At 70.9% G+C, this 16,704-nt stretch carries 13 protein-coding genes; 5 read left to right on the top strand and 8 right to left on the bottom strand.

The genetic code is table 11. The annotated features are described in order from the left end of the window. Positions 1-36 precede the first annotated feature (36 nt). From N3K63_RS00440 to manA, 4 genes are all read right to left on the bottom strand, one after another. Complete coding sequence (locus N3K63_RS00440) at positions 37-1,431, bottom strand: DUF5719 family protein (protein WP_261577992.1); 1,395 nt, start codon at positions 1,429-1,431, stop codon at positions 37-39. Continuing rightward, positions 1,428-4,214 (bottom strand): glycosyltransferase, encoded by a 2,787-nt coding sequence (locus tag N3K63_RS00445; protein WP_261577994.1) that lies wholly within the window; start codon positions 4,212-4,214, stop codon positions 1,428-1,430. The genes N3K63_RS00440 and N3K63_RS00445 overlap by 4 nt, the downstream gene beginning before the upstream one ends. Before the next feature lie 70 nt (positions 4,215-4,284). Continuing rightward, positions 4,285-4,605: a WhiB family transcriptional regulator gene (locus tag N3K63_RS00450; protein ID WP_261577995.1), complete on the bottom strand. Its 321-nt coding sequence runs from the start codon at positions 4,603-4,605 to the stop codon at positions 4,285-4,287. A gap of 156 nt (positions 4,606-4,761) precedes the next feature. Beyond that, positions 4,762-5,922: a mannose-6-phosphate isomerase, class I gene (gene manA, locus N3K63_RS00455; protein ID WP_261577996.1), complete on the bottom strand. Its 1,161-nt coding sequence runs from the start codon at positions 5,920-5,922 to the stop codon at positions 4,762-4,764. Positions 5,923-6,022: 100 nt separating this feature from the next. Here manA and N3K63_RS00460 point away from each other — a divergent pair, with 100 nt between their 5' ends. The 4 genes from N3K63_RS00460 to N3K63_RS00475 are packed head-to-tail and all read left to right on the top strand — an operon-like array spanning position 6,023 to position 11,749. Beyond that, positions 6,023-7,429, top strand: coding sequence for an O-antigen ligase family protein (locus tag N3K63_RS00460; RefSeq protein ID WP_261577997.1), 1,407 nt, complete (start codon positions 6,023-6,025; stop codon positions 7,427-7,429). Continuing rightward, entirely contained in the window at positions 7,426-8,757 is a 1,332-nt protein-coding gene (locus N3K63_RS00465; protein ID WP_261577998.1) for an O-antigen ligase family protein, read from the top strand. Before N3K63_RS00460 ends, N3K63_RS00465 begins: the two co-directional genes overlap by 4 nt. 41 nt (positions 8,758-8,798) lie before the next feature. Continuing rightward, positions 8,799-9,797, top strand: coding sequence for a glycosyltransferase family 2 protein (locus N3K63_RS00470; RefSeq protein ID WP_261577999.1), 999 nt, complete (start codon positions 8,799-8,801; stop codon positions 9,795-9,797). Positions 9,798-9,841: 44 nt separating this feature from the next. Beyond that, a complete protein-coding gene (locus N3K63_RS00475; protein ID WP_261578000.1) occupies positions 9,842-11,749 on the top strand; it encodes a glycosyltransferase in 1,908 nt (635 codons plus the stop codon). Positions 11,750-11,769: 20 nt separating this feature from the next. Here N3K63_RS00475 and N3K63_RS00480 read toward each other — a convergent pair whose 3' ends face one another. The 3 genes from N3K63_RS00480 to N3K63_RS00490 are packed head-to-tail and all read right to left on the bottom strand — an operon-like array spanning position 11,770 to position 14,311. Next, positions 11,770-12,516, bottom strand: a complete 747-nt coding sequence (locus N3K63_RS00480; RefSeq protein WP_261578001.1) for an ABC transporter ATP-binding protein — start codon at positions 12,514-12,516, stop codon at positions 11,770-11,772. Further along, positions 12,516-13,310 carry an ABC transporter permease gene (locus N3K63_RS00485; protein ID WP_261578002.1) on the bottom strand — a complete coding sequence of 265 codons (795 nt, stop codon included), beginning with the start codon at positions 13,308-13,310 and terminating at the stop codon, positions 12,516-12,518. The genes N3K63_RS00480 and N3K63_RS00485 overlap by 1 nt, the downstream gene beginning before the upstream one ends. A 44-nt stretch (positions 13,311-13,354) precedes the next feature. Further along, positions 13,355-14,311 (bottom strand): glycosyltransferase domain-containing protein, encoded by a 957-nt coding sequence (locus tag N3K63_RS00490; RefSeq protein WP_261578003.1) that lies wholly within the window; start codon positions 14,309-14,311, stop codon positions 13,355-13,357. Positions 14,312-14,525: 214 nt separating this feature from the next. On the opposite strand from N3K63_RS00490, the gene N3K63_RS00495 reads away from it, so the two are divergent. Then, positions 14,526-15,485: a hypothetical protein gene (locus tag N3K63_RS00495; protein WP_261578004.1), complete on the top strand. Its 960-nt coding sequence runs from the start codon at positions 14,526-14,528 to the stop codon at positions 15,483-15,485. Here N3K63_RS00495 and N3K63_RS00500 read toward each other — a convergent pair. After that, positions 15,461-16,702: an ABC transporter ATP-binding protein gene (locus tag N3K63_RS00500; RefSeq protein ID WP_261579140.1), complete on the bottom strand. Its 1,242-nt coding sequence runs from the start codon at positions 16,700-16,702 to the stop codon at positions 15,461-15,463. The two genes, N3K63_RS00495 and N3K63_RS00500, sit on opposite strands and share 25 nt — an antisense overlap. Positions 16,703-16,704 lie beyond the last annotated feature (2 nt).

The following is a 16,704-nucleotide window of genomic DNA, read 5'->3' on the forward strand; positions in this document are numbered from 1 at the left end:
GCGCTGCCGGGGCGGCCGGCCGCCGCCCCCGACGGGTCACTGCACGTAGACGACGACGTCGGCCGCCGCGGCATCCGAAGGGGCGACGGGGTAGCCGGCCAGCGCACCGGCGCCGGCATAGGTGACGCTGGCGCGGATGCCGGGGGTCGTGGTGCCGATCACATAGGCCTCGCCGGCCGCGACCGCCACCTGGGCGGCGCCGCCGCTGGGCACCGCGACGTCGACGGGCTCGTCGGCGCCGGCGCCGGCAGAGGTGGTGACGACGGCATCGTCGGGCCCGTCGTTGGTGATCGTGAGCACCGCCCCGGGGCCTTCGGCGACCACGGCGACCGAGCGGGCGCCGAGCTCGGGCGAGGCGGCGTACCAGGCGAAGTCGTCGGCGGCCCCGTAGCCGGTGGCCTCCCACAGCCCCGCGACGACGGGGACGGCCGCGTCCACGCGCAGCGAGTATGTGCCCGCGGCCAGGCCGCCCAGCTGCAGTTCGAGGGGCTGCCCGGCGCTGAGGGCGACCTCGCTCGTGGTGGGCGCGCCTCCCCCCACCGGGGTGACGGTGACGGTGGCCTCGCCGCCACCGGTGGGCGCGAGCAGGCGCAGGGAGGTCGTGCCGTCGGTGTCGGACACCGACGCGCCGGCCACGGTGAAGGCGGGGAACACCTGGGTGGGCGCGGGATCGACGGTGGCGCCGGTCTGGTCGACGCCACCCGGGATGAGCGTGCGGGTGATGCTGCTCTGCACCGCGGCGGTCACCGGCGCCTCGGACGCGTCGACGCGGATGATGGGGCTCTCCTCGCCGAGGGCGAGGGCGGCCATCGACAGCACCCGCTGGGTGCCGGGACCGACGACGATGCCGCTGCCGGCGGCGGGGCGCGTCTCGCCGGACGCCCCGAACACCGTCAGGTCGACCCGCGCGGCGACGTCGCCCGGGTTGGCCAGCAGCACGAGGTCGGACGCGCCGGTCTGGCCGCTGCCGGCGACCAGCCACGACACCATGCGGGGCGTGCCGCACGCGGATGCCGTGAAGCCGCGCAGGTCGTCGTCGGCGAGGCTCGACGACTCGGCGCCGGCGACCTCGGCGCTCTCCCGGCCGGTGGGGATCGCGACGATCGCGTCGACGCCCGCTCCGCCCTGCACGTCGGGGGCGGCGAGGCGGCGCATCGTGGCATCCGACTGCCCGTCGACCGTGGCGGCGACCACCTGCGGGGCGGCCGCGTCGGAGACCGAGCCGGCCGCCTCGGCGGTGCGCCCGGTGGCCAGCACCGGTCCGGCGCAGGCCAGCAGCGATGCGGCCGCGACGGGTTCGGCCGTGACGGCCAGGGGCGTGCGCTCGACGCTCGGCCAGGGCACGGCGACGGCGGCCGCGGCGCCGATCAGGCACGCGGCGGTGACGGCGGCGCCGGCGATGAGGCGCGCGGTCGTGCGGGGAAGGCTCATCGGGCTCCTCCGATCACCCTCGGCACGCGCCGCGCGGCGCGTGCCGTCGCGGCAGTGGGAACGGCCAGCAGCAGCGCGAGCACGAGAGCCCCCGCCTGCAGGACGATCCAGCCGGCGCCGGGGTCGCCTGCGGCCCGCGGGTCGACCTCGGCGGTGACGCGCCACAGCACGCCCTTGCCGGTGTCGCCGACGTTCTCGAGGGCATCGCGCAGGTCGAACGACGACGCGGCCGTGCGGCCGACCGCCGCCGCGGCGTCGTCGGCGGGCACCTCGAGCAGCACGAAGCCGACACCGTGCGCGCCGAGGCGCTCGACGACGTCGCCGGCGGTGCCGGTGACGAGATCGGCGACGACGCCGCCCAGCTCGTCATCGGCGTCGGTGGCGGCGCCGCGCGCCGAGACCAGGGTCGTCTGGCCGTCGAGGGTCTCGCTGCCGCCCCAGACGACCTGCGCGGCGAACGCGCCGGAAGTCTGCGGGGTCAGCACGAGGGTCGCCGTGCCGGTGCCGCCGCGGCCTTCAGCGTCGACGAAGGCGGGGAGGGTGCTGACCGGTCCGTTGGTGAGCACCGCGGCGCCGCGCACCGTGGCGGTGAGGGCGGGCACCGCCGCCACGGCGAGGGCGCCCAGCACCAGCAGGGCGACCAGACCCCGCGGGCGGGGGGCGAGCCGGTCGAGGGTGAGAGCGGCAGCGCCCGCCATTCCGGCCCAGCCGAGGCTGAGGGCGGCGCCCGGCCACAGCGGGGCGGGGTCGGCGCCGACTGCGGCGACGGCGACGCCGGAGACGAGGAACGCGGTCGCGATGCCGGTCGCGGCGATGAGCAGGGTCACGGCGGCCGGCAACAGGCGGGCCACGAGCGGCGCAGTGAGTGCGGCGGCCAGGAGCGGTGCGACCAGCAGCGGCACCCACCAGACCGGCCCGTCCGTCCACGCGCCCCATCCGCCGGGGTCGGCGGTCGGGAACCCGGCCAGCAGCGCGAGCCGCGACACCGGATCGCCGCCCAGGCCCGTGCCGGCGAGGGGCACGCCCGGATCGGCGGCCAGCGTCACCCACTCCCCTGCGGTCACCCGCGCCCACACGAGCGGGGCGAAGACGGCGATCGTCGGCACGATGAGCCACAGCACGCGGCCGATGCCGGCGCCGCGCAGCGTCGCCACGAGAACCAGCTGCACCGTCCACAGCAGCAGCAGCGCGGGCGCCAGTGTCGGGGCGCAGGCCAGGACGGCGACCGCGATGATCGACGCGAGCCCCGCGCTCGTCCAGGCCCGGTGCGCGGCGGCACCGGTGAACAGCAGCCACGGCAGCAGCAGGTGCACGAGCACGCCGGTGGGACGGCCCTCGGTGAGGGCGGACAGCAGCGGCGGCGCGAGCGTCCAGGCGATCGCGACCGCGGCGCGGGGCAGCGCGCGGTCGGTGACGCGGGTGGCCGCGAACCAGCCGCCGAGGGCGGCCAGCGGCAGCGCCAGCACCCACAGCACGACGATGGCGCGGGAGGGGGCCAGCGGCGAGAGCGACCCGATCGTGGCCACGACCGCGCTGAACGGGTCGGCGGGGCCGGAGGTCGCCCAGCCGAGGGCGCGGTCGCCGGCCGGGGCGGCGTCGGCCCACAGCTGCGCGACGGTGGCGCGCAGCGGCGCGAGCGCCCCGCCGCCCAGGGCGGGCCACGCCAGCAGCGCGGGGAACGCGGCGATCGACAGCACGAGCGCGGCCAGCACGATCCAGGCGCCGCCCCCGGTGAAGAAGCCCAGCTCGTGGCGGGCCTCGGGGCCGGTCTCGATCTCGTGACGCTCGCGCAGTTCGCGCGGCGTCATCCGCAGCGGCGCCAGCTGCGCCCAGCCGGCCTGGCGGATGCGACGGATGCCGGAGCGTGCGCGCACGACCGAGGGGATGCGCACCAGCGCGGCGACGGTGGCGGCGATCTCGGGGCCGATGCGCGAGGGATGCTTGCCGATCAGGTGTCCCACCGACCGGGCCAGACCCAGCGGCAGCAGCGAGAGCCAGTGCAGGAACACCAGCGGCGGGGCCGCGTAGACCAGACGCCGGTGCAGCTGGGCGGCCCGTGCGGCGAACCGGGCACGGGTGCGGCTGGCGGTGGAGCGGTCGTCGGGGGCGCCGGCGACGCCGTCACCGGCGACGGCGACGATGGCCCGCGGCGCGAGGGCGACGCGGTGGCCGGCCAGGCGCGCGCGCACGCCGAGGTCGAGCCCCTCGTCGGCGCCGGACAGGGCGGGGTCGAGCCCGCCGAGCTCCTTCCAGCGGTCCGCGCGCACCAGCAAGGCGCGCACGTCGGCGCCGAGCACATCCTGCCGGCCGTCGTGCTGCCCCTGGTCGAGCTCGCCGCCGGCCAGGCCCACGGCGTGTCCGGTGCGGGTCATCGTGACCCCGAGCGAGACGATGCGGTGCGCGTCGTCCCAGCGCACGAGCTTCGGCGCCGCGAAGGCGACCGACGGCGCAGTCTCGAGGGCCCCGGCCAGGCGGGCGAGCGCGGCGGGCTCGGGGGCGGTGTCTTGGGCCAGCAGCCACACGGCATCCCCGTCGATGCGGTGCGAGGCCAGGTGCAGGGCGTCGGCGAAATGCGTGCCGCGATCGGCCTCGATCACGCCCTCGGCACCAGAGGCGGCCGCCAGCTCGCGCACCTCGTCGTCGGTGCCGCACAGCACGATCGTGAGCGCGTCGATGGGCCGCGTCTGGGCGGCGAGGGCGGCGAGGGTTCGACGCAGATGGATGTCGGCGGAGTCGCGCGCATCGGGACGCACGACCAGAAGCGCGTGGACTCTGGCGGGCATGACCTGGTCAGCCTAGGCGCGAGGAACGCTCAGCCGGGGAGATCGGCCGCGATTCTCGAAGTCCGGCCTGTCAGCCGGCGCGACGCTTGAGCTTGCGGCGCTCGCGCTCGCTGAGCCCGCCCCAGATGCCGAAGCGCTCGTCGTTCTGCAGCGCGTACTCGAGGCACTCGCCCCGCACGTCGCACGATCCGCAGATGCGCTTCGCGTCGCGGGTCGAGCCGCCCTTCTCGGGGAAGAACGCCTCGGGGTCGGTCTGAGAGCACAGCGCGTCGGTCTGCCACGCGAGCGTGGTGTCGTCACCGGTGGCGGCGGTGCGCCGCACCCCGGGGACACCGAGGTCGACCGGATCGACGAACCAGTTCTCGGGAACGCCGGAACGGTAACCCGTCATATTGCTCTCCCCCGTGTAATGGTCCGCGCCGTTCGCGCGATGCACTAATTACACCCGTGTCATTCGCTCAGGTCAAGTCGCAGATCGTAAAGCCTCAACCGGTGATTGAACCTTGTTGCCGGCCCGGCGTGTCGGAACTCGACCCCGGAAGTCTGGTCAGGAAGGTCGGTGCGCGCCGCCCGGCTCGGCGACGAAGGCCTCACCCGTCCCCTCGAACAGCAGCTCGGTCTCGTCGGCGTCGGCGTAGGCGGCGGTGCCGGGGGCCAGTTCGCGCCGCGCCGCGCCCGCCGCGACCGTCACCTGTCCCGCCGTGGCCAGCACGATCGAGGGGCCGGTCACCGCGAGCCGGCGCGGCTCGCCGTCCAGCTCCACGCGGGTGAGTCGGAAGTCGGGCACCCCGGCGTCGTAGACCGACACCGCGCCGGTGCCGGAGGCCGCCACGCGCGGCGCGGGGCCGGGAGTCGTGTCGACCAGGCGCAGCAGCTCGGCGACGTCGACGTGCTTGGGCGTGAGCCCGCCGCGCACGACGTTGTCGCTGGCGGCCATCAGCTCCACGCCCAGGCCCTCCTGGTAGGCGTGCAGGGCACCGGCGGGGGCGAACAGCGCCTCACCGCGGCGCAGGTCGACGAGGTTCATCAACAGCGCGACGACCACGCCCGGGTCGCCGGGGAAGTCGGCGGCGACCCGTCGCAGGTTCTCGATCTCGCGGGCGAACTCCGGCGACTGCGCGGCGGGGAGGGCAGCGACGACGTCGGCGATGGCAGGGGCGGCGGCATCCGAGAACAGCCAGGCGAGCGTGTCGCGCAGCACGGCCTCGGCCGTGCCCTCGGCGCTCAGCTGCGCGGCGAGGGCGCCCAGGCCCGCCGCATCCGGAGACGCGTCGCGCAGGGCCGCCACGAGACGGCGGGAGTCCTCGAGCGGCCGCAGCCCCACCAGGGCGGTGAAACGGTCGCTGAGGGCGACGATGATCTCCGGCTTGTGGTTGTCGTCGCGGTAGGTGCGCTCGGCGCCGTCCCGCGGGATGCCGGCGGCCTCTTCGCGGGCGAAGCCCACGGCCGCCTCGGCCTTGGAGGGATGCGCCTGGATCGACAGCGACGAGCCGGCGGCGAGCACCTTCATCAGGTAGGGCAGCGCGGCGCCGGCGGTCACGGTGTCGAGGGTGCGGCCGTCCTCGGTCGTCGACGGCGAGCCGGGGTGGTCGCCGAACCAGATCTCCGCCTCGGGGAGCCCCGACGGCTCCCGTCCCTGCAGAGCCGGGATCAGCGTGACCGATCCCCAGGAGTAGTCGCGCGGGCTGTTGGTGAGCGAGATCAGCACCCCACCAGCCTAGAAGCTCCCCCGCCTCGCGCCCCGGGCGCCACGGCGGGGCCGGGCGACCTGCGGGCGGCGCACCGCCGCACGGTAGCCTGATCCCGGGATGACGGTACACACGAAGCATCCCGTCGCGGCGCCCCCGGTGGCCCCCCGCCGGGAGAAGACGGGCCACCTGCTGCTGCGCGGGTGGTGCATCTTCGTGCTCGCCGCGGGGTTGGCCGGCACCGCGTGGTTGCTGGCGTTCGGCACGGCCGTGTCGGCCGTCGTCGCCGTCGGCTCGGCGCTCGTGTCGATCACGCTGTGGCTCGTGCTGCGCCCCGCGGTGCAGTGGCGGCGCCTGCCCTGGTTCGCGGTGGGCTACGTCGCGCTGGCGACCAGCTCGCTCATCTGGTCGGCCTGGCCCGCGGCCACCGGCCTCACGCTCGTGCTGCTCGTGTCGACCAGCGTGCAGGCGATGTTCGTGGCCGCGGTGCTCACCTGGCGCGAGCTCGTGCGCACCCTGGCATCCGCCCTGAAGTGGATCATCGGGCTGTCGATCGTGTTCGAGCTGTGGGTGTCGCTGGTGTGGGGCGGACCCATCCTGCCGCTGTTCGAGCGTCCCGACGGGCCGGTCGAAGACCCCATCGTGCTGTGGTCGCGCGACAACCTGTTCGACGGCGGACGCATCCAGGGCATCTTCGGCAACGCCAACGCCCTCGCCTACGTCGCCCTGCTGGCGGCCACCGTGTTCGCCGTGCGCATCGCCGCGCGCGCCCCGCGGCGCACCCTGCTGTGGGTCTGGATCGCGCTGGCCGCCTACCTGTTCGTGCGCGCCGGGTCCGCCACCGCCTACCTGTCGGCGGCCTTCACCGTGGTCGTGCTCGTCGCGGCCCTCCTCATGCGCACCACCCGGCGTCCCGGTGCGCGCACCAAGTACTACCTGAGCTACGCGGCCGTGGCCATCGGCGGCCTCACCGCGCTGTGGCTGCTGCGCGACACGATCTTCGGGCTGCTCGGCCGCTCGTCGGATCTCACCGGACGCGAGGGCATCTGGGCACTGGTGGCCGAGCGCGCCGCCGAGCGTCCCGTGCTCGGCTGGGGCTTCTCGACGCCGTGGGTGCCCAGCGACCCCGCGTTCGACCGCTGGATCGTCGACCACGGCCAGACGGTGATGCAGGCCCACAACATGTGGCTCGACGTCTTCCTCCAGCTCGGTGTCATCGGGCTCGTCGTGCTCGGCCTCACCTACCTCGCCTTCATCTGGCGCGCCTGGTTCTTCGCCGTCGACCGGCCCCGCTGGGACCTCGACGCCGACCGTCCCTACTCGCCGCTCACCCTCGTGCCGACCCTCGTGGCCGCCCAGCTGCTCATCCAGGGCCTGGCCGAGTCCTCGCCCCTCCTCGGCTGGGGATGGCTGCTGCTGGTGATGTTCGCCTTCAAGATCAAGCAGGCCCCGCTCATCGGCCGCGGCCCCTCCGAGGAGCGCCTCGCCGGCGAGCGCGGCGAGCAGCTGCCCGCGAACGGGTCATGAGCGCGGCGGCGCGCCCGGGCGGCGCCCCCGAGCGCGCCGCGCTGTTCGCCGTGCTGCGCTCGGCCGAGTTCGCCCGCGCCTACACGTTCACCGTGCTGGGGGCCATGCTCGGCACGCACCTCATCGAGCGCACGATGGGCCAGGTCGTGCTGCGCACGATCATCGCCGGTCTGTGCGTGACGGGCATCGCGGTGCTCGTCGCCCGGCGCGAGGAGATCTCGTTCTTCCGCCTCGTGCCCACCTCGCTCGTGCTGCTGACCGGCTGGGCGTTCGCGACGATCTTCTGGAGCTCCGACCCGGCGATCAGCTTCGGGCGCTGGCTGGCCCTGGCCGCCGTCGCAGTGCTCGCCGTGACCATCGGGCACGTCCGCGACACGCTGCAGACGGTGCGGGCCTTCGCCGACGTCGCCCGCGTCGCCCTCGCGCTCTCGCTCGGCCTGGAGATCTTCTCCGGCGTGCTCATCGACACCCCGCTGCGCTTCCTCGGCATCCAGGGGAACATCGCCCAGTGGGGGCCGGTGCAGGGCATCTTCGGCACGCGCAACATGCTCGGCATCGTCGCGGTGCTCGCCCTCATCACCTTCGTCGTCGAGTGGCGCACCCACTCGGTGCGCCCCGCGCTCTCGTACGCGTCGATCGGCCTGGGCGTCGTGCTGGCGCTCCTGTCGGCCTCCCCCACCGTCTTCATCCTCGCCGCGGCCGTGGGCGCCGCCACCGCGGCGCTGGCGCTGGTGCGCGCGGTGCCCGCCCGCAGCCGGGTGGCCGTGCAGTGGGGACTGGGGGGCGCCGTGGCCACGGCCGGGGTCGCGCTGTGGGTGCAGCGCTCCCGCATCCTGGATCTGCTCGGCGCGACCGACGACCTCGCCATGCGCAACAGCCTGTGGACGCTCGCGAACTTCTACGTGCGGATGCGGCCGGTGCAGGGCTGGGGATTCTTCGGGCCCTGGGAGCTCAGCGAGCAGCCGTTCGCCACGATCAACATGCTGCTGCGGCAGCGGCACACCACCGCGCTGAACGCCTTCGTCGACGTGCTCGTGCAGCTCGGCTGGGTGGGCATCGTGCTGTTCTGCGCCCTGGCCGGCGTCGCCCTGGTGCGCTCGTGGCTGGATGCCAGCGAGCGCAAGTCGATCGTGTACGCGTGGACGCCGCTCATGCTCGTGGCCCTCGGGGTCACCAGCCTGTTCGAGAGCGTCGCGCTGTACGGCACCGGATGGCTGCTGCTGGTGATCTGCGCCGTGCGCGCCGGGCAGTCCCGGTCGTGGCGCGAACGACTGGATGCCATCGGGGTGCGCCGCCCGCCGCCGGAGCCGTCGGACGCCCTGGGGTGACCACAGGTTCGCCGAGGCGCGCACGATAGACTTTCGAGGCCATGACCTCCCCCAGCACGCAGCGCGGATCCGCGTCCACCGCCGCCTTCGACCCGTCGACGGCGACCATCGCGGTCGTCACGTTCAACCGATCCGGGCTGCTGACCAAGCTGCTGGAGAGCATCGTCCGGATGGATCCGCAGCCGGGTCACGTCGTGATCGTCGACAACGCGTCCACCGACGACACGACCGACGTCGTCGAGTCGTTCCGCGAGCGCATCGGCGCCGAGATCGTCTACCGCCGGCTCGACACCAACACCGGCGGCTCGGGCGGCTTCAGCGAGGGCATGCGCGTGGCCTACGAGCTGGGCTCGGAGTGGATCTGGCTCATGGACGACGACGTCGAGGTGATCCCCGACGGGCTCGCCAAGATGGGCGCGTGGTCGGGCCGCTTCCAGAGCATCCAGGGGCGCCGCTACGACTACGACGGCAGCGAGTTCTACTGGCAGTACCGCATCTCGGAGCCCCTCGGCATCCCGATCCCCTTCGCCCCGTCGAAGTTCGACTCCTCGGGCTACAAGGAGATGAACTCGGGATGCTTCGAGGGCATGTTCATCCACCGCGACATCGTCGCCCGGATCGGGCTCCCCGACCCCCGCTTCTTCATCTACTGGGACGACCAGACCTACGGGTGGCTCGCCTCCCGCATCACGACGTCGGTGATCGTCGACGAGTTCGTGCTGCGCCGCACGCGCGAGATCAAGCAGTGGGACATGGGCATCCGCCACATGAACGCCTCCAGCGACGCCTACCGCTACTACATCATGCGCAACCGCGCGATCATCAAGCGCTACTACCGCGCGCTCGGCGTCTACCACGCCGTCCCGTTCGCCCTGGGCACCGCGCTGACCTTCGCCAAGGAGCTCATCCGGCTGCTGTTCGTCGAGCGCAAGGTGCGCGGCACGTCGAACCTGGTGCGCGGCCTCCGCGACGGCCGCAAGATCGCCCGCGACCCGCAGTGGCAGCCGATGCCGCCGCTCGTGGCCGACGCATCCGCCTGAGTCAGCTTTCCGACGCCGATCGGCGCCGATCCGAGGAGATCCCCGTGGCTTACGTCCTTCAAAACACCGTGCTCCCCCTCGACCGGGACCCCGATCTGCTGCCGCTGTACGTCGACCCCGAGACGTGGACGTCCATCGACGAAGAACCGGTGCGCGTCTCCAACCGCGCACGCCTCGGCAACATCCTGGGCCGCACCCGCGCACGCATCCTCGAGGGGCGTCGCGTCTCGTTCGGCACCTACTTCAACGCGTTCCCGGCGTCGTACTGGCAGCACTGGACGACGGTGCGGCAGGTGACGCTCACGGTGCACACGAACGGACCGGCGACCATCCTCGTCTACCGCTCGACCGGGGGCGGCGTCTCACAGCGCATCGACACCCGCGAGGTGACCGGCACGGCCTCGACCTCGTTCGAGCTGACCCTCAACCAGTACAGCGACGGCGGCTGGATCTGGTTCGACGTCGCCGCCGACGAGCACTCGGCGACCTTCGAGGGTGCTCAGTGGACGACCGAGCAGGAGCCGGTGCGCTCGGGCAAGGCCAGCATCGGCATCACGACCTACAACAAGCCCGAGTACTGCGTGGAGACGCTTGCGACCCTCGCCGACTCGGCCGATGTGCTCGATGTCGTCGATCGGATCTTCGTCATCGATCAGGGCGACCAGCGCGTCGACGCCCGGGCGGAGTTCCCGGGGCTCGCCGAGCGACTGGGTGACACCCTCCAGATCGTCACGCAGCCGAACCTGGGAGGCTCGGGCGGCTTCGCCCGCGCGATGAGCGAGACCCTGGCCCGCCCCGAGAGCGACTTCGTGCAGCTGCTCGACGACGACGTGCGCATCGAGCCGGAATCGGTGCGGCGCTCGGTCGTGTTCGGCCGCTACGCGGCGACGCCCACGATCGTCGGCGCGCACATGTTCGACCTGCTCGATCGGCCCAAGCTCCACGCGTGGGCCGAGGTCGTCGACGAGGCGCCGTTCATGTGGCGCACGCTCTACCAGGAGCGCATGCCACACGACTTCGCGGTCGCCAACCTGCGACAGTCCCCGACGCTGCACATGCGCCTCGACGCCGACTACAACGGCTGGTGGATGTGCCTCATCCCGACCGAGATCATCCGCGAGATCGGGCTGGCCCTTCCCGCGTTCATCAAGTGGGACGACGCGGAGTACTCGCTGCGGGCCCGGGATGCCGGCTACCCCACCGTCTCGGTGCCCGGCGTCGCCCTGTGGCACGTGTCGTGGGTGGGCAAGGACGACTCCATCGACTGGCAGGCCTATTTCCACGCCCGCAACCGCATCGTCGCGGGCCTGCTGCACTCTCGGGCGCCCGGCGGCGGCACCCTGCTGCGGCACAGCCGACGCGTCGACCTCAAGCACCTGATGATGATGCAGTACTACCCCGTGGCGCTGCGCCATCGGGCACTGCGCGACATCCTCTCCGGGCCCGCCCACATGCGCGCGAACCTGGCCACCGCCATGCCGGAGGCGCGGGAGGTCGCCAAGAGCTTCCCCGAGACGGTGGTGCACACGGATGCCGGCGTTCCCCTGCGGTCGCGCCGCGGCCGGCAGGTGTTCAGACGGCACAAACGTCATCAGTTCGACAGCCCGACGGGGTTGCGACTTCGGTGGTTCACGGCATCCACGATCCTTTCCCACTGGCTGCACGCACCGAAGCCGGAGAACCTCGCCCAGCCCGAGGTCGAGTTCGGCAAGGACGATGCCTATTGGTGGCGCGTGCCTCTTTTCGACAGCGCTCTCGTCAGCGCGGCGAACGGGTCGGGGAAGAACATCTACACCCGCGACCGGGCGAAGTTCCGCCGAATGCTCGTCGACTCGGTGCGGCTGCACCGAGAGCTCGGACGTCGCTGGCCGCATCTGTCGCAGCAGTATCGCGCTGCTGACGCCGAACTCACCTCGCCCGCCGCGTGGAATCGGACCTTCGAACAGTCCTGACCGCCGTCGCCCTGACCGGTTCAGCGGGCGGTGCCGTACTCGGCGTTGTACCGCGCGAGGACCTCGTCGATGGCGGCATCCATGACCAGTCTGCCCTTGTCGAGGTAGAGGCCGCGCGTGCAGAAGCGGCGCAGATCCTTCTCGTTGTGGCTCACGAAGAAGAGGGTGCGCCCCTCGGCGAGCAGTTCGTCGATGCGGCGGTAGCACTTCTCTCGGAACGCCTTGTCGCCGACGGCGAGCACCTCGTCCACAAGGAGGATCGGCTCCTCCAGCTGCGAGACGACGGCGAACGCGAGACGCACCTTCATGCCACTGGAGAGGTGCTTGTAAGGCATGTCCACGAAGTCGGCGAGCTCGGCGAAACCGATGATGTCGTCGAACCGGCGGGCGATCTCGGCCTTGGTCATGCCGTGGAGCCCGGCGGTGAGGCGCACGTTCTCGCGCACCGTCAGGTCGCCGACGAAGCCGCCGGTGATCTCGATCAGCGGGGCGACCCCGCCGTGCACGGTGACCGACCCCTCGTCGGGGATCAAGACGCCGGCGACGAGCTTGAGCAGCGTGCTCTTGCCCTGCCCGTTGCGTCCGACGACGCCGATGGCCTCGCCCGGGCGCACGTCGAAGCTGACCTCGCGCAGCGCCCAGAACCGGCCGGGCTGCGACCGGCGCTTCGCCCCACCGAAGAGGTCTTTGAGGCTGCGGCGACCCCGGCGGTTGCGCCGGAAGTCGACCCCGAGGCCCGCCACCTCGATCGCCAGCGTGTCACCCATCACAGCTCCTTCAGCACGCCGGGCTCGAGCCGGCGGAACGTGAGGATTCCGAGCAGCAGGACGAGCACGCTGAAGCCGACGCCCACGGCGACGGCGAGCGTGTCCCACTGGTCGGGGAAGAAGCCGACGCGATAGAGCGTGAAGATGCCCGAGAGGGGGTTGAACGCCGCCAGGTCGGAGAAGATGCCGGGCAGGTCGGAGACGCCGTAGATGATCGGCGTCGCGTAGAAGAGGGCGCGCAGCACCAGCCGCGTCGTGCGCTCGAGGTCGCTCCACAGCACGCACAGCGGGGCGACGATGAGCCCGAGCCCGATCAGCAGCACCGTCTGCGTCAGGATCGCCAGCGGAAACAGCAGCAGCCCCCAGCCCACCGACGCGCCCGCGAAGATCGCGAAGCCGGCGAGCACCGGCAATGAGAACAGGAACTCGATGCCCTTGCTCAGCACGATGCGGTTCACCCAGATCGTGCGCGGGATCGCCGTCGAACGCACGAGTCGGGCATCCTTCGTGAACGCGCGCGTGAAGTCGATGACGGCCGAGTTGAACCAGACCCACGGCAGCAGGGCGGTGATGAGGAAGACGATGTACGGCGCCTCACCCACGCCCGAACGGTGGAAGACCTGCGTGAAGACGAACCAGTAGATCCCGCTCATGACGAGCGGATCGAGGATCGACCACAGGTACCCGAGCGCGCTCGTCGAGTAGCGCACCTTCAGGTCGCGCGCCGACAGCAGCCACAGCGAGTGGACATAGCGCCGCGCGGTACCGGGGGCGCCGACGACGGCGGTGGTCACGGGTTCGAGTCTAGGTCGTGGCGACAGCTGAAACTGCGCAGGCCTCACCGGAGGCGAAGCCGCTTTGCCCACCGTCGCAGCAACGGAACGTGCTCCTCGAAGCGGCGCAGGCGTTCTTCCAACAGGACAGCATGTCGTGTCGTGTCGGCCAGCCGGCGCTCGATCCTCGCGCGTTCTTGAGTTCCCTGCTCGATCTGCGCCTCGAGTCCCGAGATCTCGATCCTGAGCTTGTCGACCTGTTCGGGGTGGAGTTCCTCGATCTGGCGTTCCAGCGCGCTCACGTGGGCCTTCGCCCGCCTCAAGTCAGCGAGCAATGGTCCCGATGGGAGGTCCCTGGACTTGCCCTGCGACACACGGCGGCCGGCGATCACAGGCCACTCGTGGTAGCGGGACTGGAAGTTGTCCAGCTCGATCGTGCGGTATCGGATGCCCGCGCCGAGAGCGACCATGATCGACAACTGGTCCCGCCTCGAGTATCGCAAGACGTGGTCAGCCCATGTGCGCATGGCGGCGGCCACTGCGTGCGATCGTCGTCGGACGAGGATGCCGGTCCAGAGCGGTTTCGACGTGAGCACACCAGGATCGGCTTGCGCGTAGTCCGTGAGCTGTTCGTAGACCCGGGCTCGATCGTCATAATTGAGCCTGACGACCTCGTCGAACTCGTCGACCACCGTCTCGCGGTAGCTGTGTGTGGCGAGCGCCATGTCGACGTCGTCAGCGAGCCACTCACCGACCAGCTCCTCTGGCGTCACCCTCAGCCGGACCGATGCGTCGATGTACAGCGTGATGTCGAAGCTGTCGGGAACCGACTGCCCCAGGATCTTGTGAAGACGCGCACTGCGGATGGGGTCCTGGTCGAAGGCGGGCGGGACAACGCGGACATCCCAGGTCTCACTCGTGAGATTCGGATCGTCTGTGAAGCAGATGAAGACGGCGTCGCTGTCACGGGCTACCGGCTGATCAAGCAGAGCGTCGTACTGCCCGAACAGCGACGTGTACACACAGATGCTCATCGTGTCGCGGAGGAGGTGCAGTGGAGAAAGTGACTGCCGTCAACGTCGCAGCATCGCGTGTATCGGCCTCGGTGGGAGCAGGACATTGCCCTACAGTATCGGGACGGCGGGGCTGGAGTGGGGAGGCCGCGACCAAACCCGGACGACGCCCGCCGTGGCGTTCGCTCGAGGCTCTCATCCACCCGCGGATTATCGTGGAAGTATGACCAACGCTGCGCTGACGCGACTGACACGCCTTGCGCGCTCACGGGCGCGATCGCTCGCTGTCCGATTCGGTGGCCTTCCGCACTCTGTGGGTACCGTGGACAGCCCCCCCGCGCCCGTCGCCGCCGACGTGACCTCGCTCTGGCGTCGGAACCTCACATCGAAAAAGCCGGTCGTCGATGCGGCGCATCCTGAGGTGGTGACGATGACCACCCATGGCGACCGGCTGCGCGACGTCTGGCTCGCGATCGAGTCCATCGGGCGGGGAGCGTATCTGCCCGGGAGGATCATTCTGTGGCTCGACCACGAGGCTGGTCTCCCCTGGCGACTGCGCAGATTGCGAAAGCGCGGTCTAGAGGTGAAGTACGTGGAGGCCGGGTGGGGCGTTCACACGAAGTACTGGCCCTATGTCTCCACACAGGCCATCACGGGGCCTCTCATCACCGCGGACGATGACATCATTTACCCGCCGAACTGGCTCGGCGACCTCTCGCACGCACACCGCGCGCACCCCGATGATGTGATCGCGTTCCGCGCTCACACCGTCGGAATGTCGACGCCGTCCGTATTCGCGCCCTACACGACGTGGCTGCCGTGCCTCACCACCGAACCCCGATACAGCAACTTCGCCACGTCGGTGTCGGGCCAGTTGATTCCGCCTGCACTGCAACGCCATATCCTCGGCGAAGGGACAGCTTTCACGAGCGCCGCCCCGACAGCCGATGATGTGTGGCTGCACAGATGCGCGGTCACGTTCGGTTTCGCCACCAGACAGGTGGAAGAGACCCCCCTGCACTGGTGGTTCATTCCCGGTTCCCAGGTGAGCGGACTGAACGCTCAGAACGTGATCGGCGGCGCGAACGACCGACAGATGCAGGCAAGCCACACAAGTCAGACGAGGGCTCGCCTCTGGAATGAGCTACGGGCCGGCTCTCAGACCAACTCAATGTCTGCGTAGACGGTGCCGGTCTGGCGGTGCTCCATCGGAACGAAGAAGTCGACAATCTGCCATTCGATGTCGAGCGATGAGCCGTTCTCGTCAGCGACCTCGACGTTGACGAAGTACTGCCCTCCGGCGAAATGCGCATCACGGATGAGGTACTGGACCTGACTGACCCCGACGGCCGCGTCTCGGTGCGGGCGCCGGAGCCGCCTGCTCCCGGTACCCAGCACTTGCTGCCCGGTGGGGGTGTCGATGCTGATGCCGGTGTTCCACTCTGCCGCGGCGTGCGAGTGCCGTACCGAGATGCTGACGCGGATGTCGTCGCCCGGTGTGACTTCTTTCAGTGCAGTGCCGTCTGCGGCGAGAAGTTCGACCCCGACGATTTCGACACGGGGCGCGACAACGCTCTGCTGAGGGTGCAACTCCGACTCGAGCGCTTCGGCTGTCTCAGCGTTGTGGCGACGACGACCTTCCAGGATCTCGCGGTGCACACGTGTCGCCTCAGCCGCTGAACCGGAGTAGACGACCTTCCCTTCGTGGAGGACCACGCCTTGATCGCAGATCTCCATCACCTGCGCCGCGGAGTGAGACACCAGGATGATGGTGCGTCCCTCAGCTTGGAATTCACGGATCTTGTCCATGCACTTGCGCTGGAAGGCCTCGTCGCCGACAGCCAACACCTCGTCGACCAGCAGAATGTCGGGGTCGGTGTGAATGGCGACCGCAAACGCCAGGCGGACATACATTCCGGACGAGTAGAACTTCACCTGCGTGTCGATGAAGTCGCCGATCTCAGCGAAAGCGACGATGCTGTCGAACTCGGCATCGGTCTGCTCACGCGACAGTCCGAGGATCGAGGCGTTGAGGTAGACGTTGTCACGGCCGGACAGATCAGGATGAAAACCGGCGCCGAGCTCAAGAAGGGCGGCGAATCTTCCCCGCCGTCGCACCGAACCTTCCGACGGATCGATGATTCCGCCGATGACCTTGAGCAAGGTGCTCTTGCCGGACCCGTTGGGGCCCATCAGCCCGATCGTCGAGCCGGCGGCCACAGACACGGAGACGTCCTTCAACGACTCGAAGACCTCCTGGTGAAGCCTTCCGCGTCGCCCAAACGTCACGACCCGCTCTTTGATCGAGTTGTCGCGGCGGATGACGAACTTCTTCGAGACGTTCTCCACGACCACGACGTCGGGACCGGTGGGCCGAAGGTTGCCTCTGCTTGATGTCATTG

It is taken from the genome of Microbacterium festucae (genome assembly GCF_025421715.1).
GTDB lineage: Bacteria > Actinomycetota > Actinomycetes > Actinomycetales > Microbacteriaceae > Microbacterium > Microbacterium festucae.

Bases quoted from the DNA above. Each gene is read 5' to 3' on its own strand.
- N3K63_RS00495 (WP_261578004.1), top strand. From the start codon at position 14,526: ATGACCAACGCTGCGCTGACGCGACTGACACGCCTTGCGCGCTCACGG.
- N3K63_RS00465 (WP_261577998.1), top strand. From the start codon at position 7,426: ATGAGCGCGGCGGCGCGCCCGGGCGGCGCCCCCGAGCGCGCCGCGCTG.
- N3K63_RS00500 (WP_261579140.1), bottom strand. From the start codon at position 16,702: ATGACATCAAGCAGAGGCAACCTTCGGCCCACCGGTCCCGACGTCGTG.
- N3K63_RS00445 (WP_261577994.1), bottom strand. From the start codon at position 4,214: ATGCCCGCCAGAGTCCACGCGCTTCTGGTCGTGCGTCCCGATGCGCGC.
- N3K63_RS00440 (WP_261577992.1), bottom strand. From the start codon at position 1,431: ATGAGCCTTCCCCGCACGACCGCGCGCCTCATCGCCGGCGCCGCCGTC.
- N3K63_RS00450 (WP_261577995.1), bottom strand. From the start codon at position 4,605: ATGACGGGTTACCGTTCCGGCGTTCCCGAGAACTGGTTCGTCGATCCG.
- N3K63_RS00480 (WP_261578001.1), bottom strand. From the start codon at position 12,516: ATGGGTGACACGCTGGCGATCGAGGTGGCGGGCCTCGGGGTCGACTTC.
- N3K63_RS00470 (WP_261577999.1), top strand. From the start codon at position 8,799: ATGACCTCCCCCAGCACGCAGCGCGGATCCGCGTCCACCGCCGCCTTC.
- N3K63_RS00460 (WP_261577997.1), top strand. From the start codon at position 6,023: ATGACGGTACACACGAAGCATCCCGTCGCGGCGCCCCCGGTGGCCCCC.